Below are 6,334 nucleotides of genomic sequence, written 5' to 3'. Positions count from 1 at the left end.
GGCATCCAGGTCCCGAGCACCGCGCGTAGCTGCTCCTGCGTGAAGGGCTTGCTCAGATAGTCGTCCATGCCGGCGCTGGTGCACTGCTCGCGATCGCCGCTCATGGCATTCGCCGTCAATGCAACGATGGGCAGCCTGCGCGCGGGCTGCGATCCAGACCGTTCGCGTTCGCGCTCGCGCGCACGGATCGCGCGCGTTGCTTCGAACCCGTCGACATCCGGCATCTGGCAATCCATGAGCACCAGGTCGTAGGTTTTTGCGCCAGTGGCCGCGATGGCTTCACGCCCATCGGCTGCGAGATCGACTTCGCAGCCGATCGCCTGCAGCATCGCCATGCCGATCTCCTGATTGACGCCGTTGTCCTCGACCAGCAGCACGCGGCCTGACAGCGGCGGACGAAGCTCGTTCCGGTCCGGAAATGCGCTTTCTTGCGCAGCGCCGTGCGTCTGCGCGGCAACGGCCAACCGGAGGCTGAACCAGAAGCGCGAACCCACGCCGGGCGTGCTCTCGACGCCGATCTCGCCGCCCATCATGCCGACCAGGCGGCGCGATATGGCCAATCCCAGTCCGGTGCCGCCGAAGCGCCGCGTGGTCGAGCCGTCCGCCTGCGTGAACGGCTGGAAGAGCTTCCGGCAGCCCTCGGGCGAAAGCCCGATCCCGGTGTCGCTGACGCTGAAGTTGAGCGCGCAGCCATGTCCGTGGGCCGCATCGGCCGGCGCATCGGTGCGCTTCACGGCGATTGTGACTTCGCCTTGCTCGGTGAACTTGACCGCGTTGCCCACGAGATTGATGAGAACCTGGCGGATGCGCACAGGGTCGCCCGTCAGAGCCGAGGGCACTGCCGCATCGATCTCGAAAGCGAGCTTCAGGCCCTTGTCGCGGGCTTGCACAGCCAACAGCCCGGTTACCTCCTCGACCAGCTCACGCAGGTCGAGATCGATCTGCTCGAGCGTCATCTTGCCCGCTTCGATCTTGGAGAAATCGAGGACGTCGTTGATGATGGTGAGCAGCGCCTCGCCCGAATGGCGGATGTTGCGGGCATAGCGCGTCTGCACCGAATCGAGACGGGTATCGAGCAGCAGCTCGGCCATCCCGAGCACCCCGTTCATCGGGGTGCGGATCTCGTGGCTCATGTTCGCCACGAACTCCGACTTCGAGCGGTTGGCCGCCTCGGCCGCGTCCTTGGCCAGCAGCAGATCCTCCTCGATGCGCTTGCGTTCGGTCAGATCGGTGATGACGCCGACCAGGATGCTCTTGCCGTCCGGCATGCGGAAGCCGCGTTTGCGCACGAGCACCCAGCGCGAGATTCCGTCGCGGCCGGTGAACGACTGCTCGTGCTCGCGCGAAACGCCCGCTTCCAGCACCGCTGCATCGCTTTCGCGCGCGAATGCGGCCTGCGACTCGTCGAGTTGCAGATCGTCGCATCCGAGCAGCTCTTCGCGCGAGCGGCCGAGCAATTGGCACATCGCGTCGTTCAACAGGATCCAGCGGTACTTGTCGTTCTTCACGAACACCGGGCTCGGCACGGCGTTGATGACAGCATTCAGAAACTGCTGTGCATGCTCGTTCTGTTGCGCCGCGACCTGCTCGGTGACGTCGGTCTCGATGCCGCGATAGCCGGCGAATACGCCGTTCTTGTCGTAGAACGGACTGCCGCCGACGCGGATGTAGCGCACCTGGCCGCCGTCTTCGACGCGCTTCAACACCAGGTAGCGGAACGACTTGCGCTCGTGCAGCATGGCCTGGTGCGTGGCCCAGGTGGTATTGACCGGCATCGTTCCAGGCAGCTCCCAGCGGCATTTGCCGATGCGCTTGTCGTCGATTCGGCTGTCGGTTCCGCTGCGATCCTGCGGCAGCACGTAGCGCAGGGCGGCATCCTGTTCCCAGTACCAGTCCGAACCGAGCTCGGCGAGACTGCGGAACTTGGCCTCGCTGCGGCTGACTTCCTCGCGCGCCTCGTGCAGGCTGCGCTCACGCGAGTAGACCTCGCGCGCCATGCCGGCGAAACGTTCGGCAAGCTGCCCGAGCTCGTCGTCTCGCCGCGCCGTAGCGCTCAAGGCTTCGGCCTCGGGCGAAGCGGCGAATTGCGCGGGGCTCATCGTTCCGTTGCGCAGCGCCTGGGTCGCGGCCGCGAGGCTGGCGAGTGGCCGGATGACGCTACGGCGGAAGAACACCGTGATCGCAGCCACGGTCAGCGTGAAGATCGCAACGAACACGGCCGTGACCGGCAAGGTGCTGCGCGCGCCGCTCGCGATCACCGCCTCGGCGGGCACATACACGATCTGCGAACCGACGATCTCGTCGAGCTTCCAGCCGAAGCCGTTGTCGGGACCGTACATGGCGACCATCGCTTGCGGGGCGGCATCCGGGGTACTGTGGCAACCCAGGCAGGAAGCCGAGCGCACCCGGATGGGCTTGGCGGTGAAGAACAGCCGTCGCGTGCCCTGGGTACGAAAACCGCTCTGCTCGGACAGATCCGGAGAAGCGCGAAAACGTTGCACGACGCCGGCCTCGAACGCATCGGTCTTGTCCCGCAGATTGGTCGGATTCAGCGTCGCTTCCTTGTAGAGGAAGCTGCTGTAGGCCGGGTCCTTGCGAAAGCGCTCGAACACTTCGCGCGCGGCATAGCCCGGAACGGTTTCCCGGGCGAAGCTCTGTTCGCGGTCGAGCAGCGGCTTCAAGGTCGTGTTGATGTGCTCGGTGGTGTACTTGCGCACCGAGTCCATCGTTTTGAGCAGAATCTCGGCCTTGGCAGCTACGTCCCGCTGCGCCTGCTTCTGCAGAACCTCGGAAAGTGCGAACCAGGCGAGCCCCATGCCGGTGAGCAGCACCAGGGCCAGCAGCAGCGTGAACTTCGGTCCGATCCCGAACCGCTTCAATATTGTGTTTGTATGCACGACCTTAGCAACCCTTGCATGGCGGCGGAGAAGCGGCAGAAAGCTCGAAGGCTCGAACGCGCGTCAGGGCAGAAACGGCACGGCGAAGGAAATCTTGATTCGTGCGGGGCGGGAATCGTCAGGCCACGCGGTCGACCGCCAAGGTCGGGTCGATGCGCTGGTACCAATTGCCGCTCTGCGGCATGAAACCATTTGCCGCTCTGCGGCATGAAACCATTTGCCGCTCTGCCGCATGAGCTTGCAGCAATGGTCCATCGGCCTCTGGTAGATGTGCACCGACACCGCGACCTTGTCGCGGCTGGCGTTGCCGATGGTGTGTGTGGTACTCGTGCGCCGGGATCAGGCTGCCGGCGCTGCCGGGGCCGGCCTGCATGCCGCCCGCGGCGCGCCTACGCGTTTCATCCCTTCACCACCTCAGCGCCAGGTAGAAAATCCACGCCCCGCGCCGCGGTGAGCCGATGCGGCCCCATCTCGGCCAGCGACGCGATGCCGATAAGGGCCATATCGCGATCGATCTCCTCGCGCAGGAGCTTGATCGCATGCGCGACGCCCTCGTCGCCCGCCACGACGGCGGCATACAGGAACGGACGGCCGATGAAGACGAACTGCGCGCCGAGCGCGAGCGCTTTCAACACATCGGTGCCGCGGCGGACGCCGCTATCCATCATCACGGTCATGTCGCCGGCTTCCGCCTTGACCCCCGGCAGCGCGCGCAGCGGTGCCACCGCGCCGTCGAGCTGGCGCCCGCCATGGTTCGATACGATCACGCCGTCGACGCCGCTTTCGCGCGCCACGCGTGCGTCCTCCGGATCGAGAATGCCCTTGAGCACGAGCCGGCCCTTCCACAACCGGCGCATCAGCTCGACGTGCTTCCAGGTGAGCTTGTCGCGCCGGCCGCGGCTGCGCACGCCGGTGGAGGAGATGAGCGGGCTGCGTGGACCCATGTTCTCGAAGTGCGGCATGCCGTGCAGCAGCAAGGTGCGCAGGAACATGCCGAACAGCCAGCGCGGCCGGATCATGCAGTCCCAGGCGAGCCGCGGCGTGGGCCTGAGCGGCGAGTTGTAGCCGCTCCTCACGTTGTTCTCGCGGTTCGACAGCACCTGCACGTCCACCGTGAGCACCAGGGTATCGAAGCCGGCGCGCGCGGCCCGATCCACCAATTCGCCGATGACCGGGTCTTCGCCGGGTAGGTAAGCCTGGAACCACGAGGTGCGGCCGGCCTGCTTCACCTTCTCCAGCGCGGTCAGCGAAGCGCCGCTCGTGATCATCGGAATGTTGGCCTCGGCCGCCGAGCGCGCGAGCACGATGTCGCCCTGGTAGGCGGCGAGCGACGAACCGCCCATCGGCGCCAGCCCGAACGGCGCGGCATAGGTCTGGCCGAACAGCGTGGTCGTGAGCGCGCGCATAGAAGTGTCGACCAGCATCTTCGGCACGAACGCGATCTCGTCGAACGCGGCGCGATTCGCGCGCAAGGATGCGTTCGTCTCCACGCCGCCCGAGACATAGCCGTAGATCGGGCGCGGCAAGCGGCGCCACGCGACGGCTTCGAAGTCTTCCAGCGCGAGCATGTCGCGCAGATGACTCGGCAGCGTGCGCTTGTCGCGCCAGCCGAGCGTGTCCTCCGTGCCGGCCGCGACGATATCCGCCGTCGCCGCGGTACCCGTGCCTTGGCCGCCGTTTGCCATGGTTTGCTCCTATTCGTCGGGCACGAAGCGGGTTTCGGGCGTGAGCCCGCTGCGCTGCAGGCGCTCGCTGATGCGGCCGTTCTCCAGATACTGCCCGCTCGTCGCCCGCGCCGCGGCCTGATCCCATTGCGGCAGCCAGTCTCCGTCCGGAGTGCCAAACCAGGGCGATTGCGGGCGCAGACGCGGCAGCCCCAACTCGTGCCAGATGTCCATCGCGCGCTGCATGTACTCGCGCTTGGGAAGCGCGAGCGGCGGCAGCTCTTCCTTCATCGTTGCATCGATCAGCACGGTGGCGTCGGTTTCGTCGTGCGCTTCGTGCTCGCGCTCGGGACCGTGCCCGGGGCTGCGGTACGGCAAAACCTGCAGATCCTTGGCCGGATTCATGCGAAAGGCGATCGCCCACAGCAGCGCGTCGGAGTTGTCCGGATCGATGTCTTCGTTCACCGCCACGCAGATCTTGCCGCAGTCGGCCCGGAACGCGCTTACGCCATAGAGCGCGCGCCAGACTTCGGTGCGCGGCGCGTCGCGCTTCACGGTCACGATGGCGATGCGCCGCAGCGCCGTCATGCGCTCGTGCAGCGTCACCCGCGTCACGGCTCGGATACCGAGCGTCTTTTGCAGATGGGCGAGAAACATCGGCTCGTAGGCGACGCGCTTCATCGCGCTCGATTCGCTCGGCGTCACCTGGCTGATGTAGGAAGCGACGATCGCGTCCCTGCGATGCGTGATCGCCGTGACCCGCATCGGGATGTTGAATTCCTCCAGCGCGACATGGCCGTGCGATTCGCCGAAGGGGCCCTCGGGCTCGAGCATCTCGGTGTCGAGCAGACCTTCGATCACGATCTCGGCTTCGGCGGGCACCACCAGGTCCACGGTGCGCGCCCGCACGACGTTGATCGGCGCGCCGGCGAGCCCGCCTGCGATGCCGATCTCGTCGACATCGATCGGCATCTTCTGCGGTGCGACCATGGCCACACACGGGGGCGCGCCGAGCACGATGGCGCATGGCATGGTCTTGTCGCCGCGGCTGCGGTGCTTGAGATAGTGCTGGTACCCGCCCGCGCCTCCGACCCGGGTCGCCATCCGCATCACCAGACGGTCCGGCGACTTCAAGCCCGCGCGGTAGGTCCCGTGATTCTGCACGCCGGTTTCTGGATCCTTGGTGATGACGTTGGTCGCCGTGAGCGTGGGCGCGCTGTCGAAACCCGGAGTGGAGACCGGAATCGGCAGCATGTCGAGCCCGCGGCCTTCGCCTTGCAGGTCGGCGCCCTCGATCACCACTTCCTGGCAAAGCGCTTCGGTCACCACGCGCGGCGCAATGGGTTTGGCGATGGCCTGTTCCCAGCGTGCGTTGACTTCGCTTTCCTCCGCCCGCAGGCCGGCGCAATAGATCGCGCGGTTGCCCGCGAGCGCGCCGACCACGACCGGGAACGCGTACTTGCGCCCGCGGGCGTCGACGACGTGGGTGAACAGGAACGCCTTGCGCTCGTGCTCCTCGATCCCGCCGACGAACTGCCAGCGCACCAGCGGGTGCATCTCCGCATCCTTGTCGATCGGGCGGTCGATCCTGAGCAGCAGCCCGCGCGCTTCCAGGGTGCGCAAATGCTCGTGCAGGTCGGGATAACCGTGGTTCGAAGATGTCGGCATGTCGTTCTCGTGGAGGCGGGTCGCGGACGATTATAGCGGCGCGTTTCGCCTTACCACCCCGCCCGCTGACGCGGGCACCCCTCCTTGGGAAGGAGGGGAGACTAA

General features: G+C 66.5%; 3 protein-coding genes and 1 pseudogene. All 4 read right to left on the bottom strand.

From position 1 onward, the window contains the following. Positions 1–2,879 (bottom strand): DUF3365 domain-containing protein (locus tag GEV05_30095; GenBank protein MPZ47536.1); only part of this gene is annotated, 2,879 nt, incomplete at its 3' end. Positions 2,880–2,960: 81 nt separating this feature from the next. After that, positions 2,961–3,270: pseudogene (locus tag GEV05_30090) on the bottom strand (hypothetical protein). Between the two features lie 25 nt (positions 3,271–3,295). After that, positions 3,296–4,582, bottom strand: a complete 1,287-nt coding sequence (locus GEV05_30085; GenBank protein ID MPZ47535.1) for an alpha-hydroxy-acid oxidizing protein — start codon at positions 4,580–4,582, stop codon at positions 3,296–3,298. Positions 4,583–4,591: 9 nt separating this feature from the next. Then, positions 4,592–6,229, bottom strand: coding sequence for a UbiD family decarboxylase (locus tag GEV05_30080; protein ID MPZ47534.1), 1,638 nt, complete (start codon positions 6,227–6,229; stop codon positions 4,592–4,594). Between the last annotated feature and the right edge of the window lie 105 nt (positions 6,230–6,334).

This window comes from Betaproteobacteria bacterium, assembly GCA_009377585.1.
Classification (GTDB): Bacteria; Pseudomonadota; Gammaproteobacteria; order Burkholderiales; family WYBJ01; genus WYBJ01.
This window is presented reverse-complemented; position numbering and strand designations above follow the sequence as displayed.

Coding starts and splice junctions, on each gene's coding strand:
- GEV05_30085 (MPZ47535.1), bottom strand. CDS start 4,582: ATGGCAAACGGCGGCCAAGGCACGGGTACCGCGGCGACGGCGGATATC.
- GEV05_30080 (MPZ47534.1), bottom strand. CDS start 6,229: ATGCCGACATCTTCGAACCACGGTTATCCCGACCTGCACGAGCATTTG.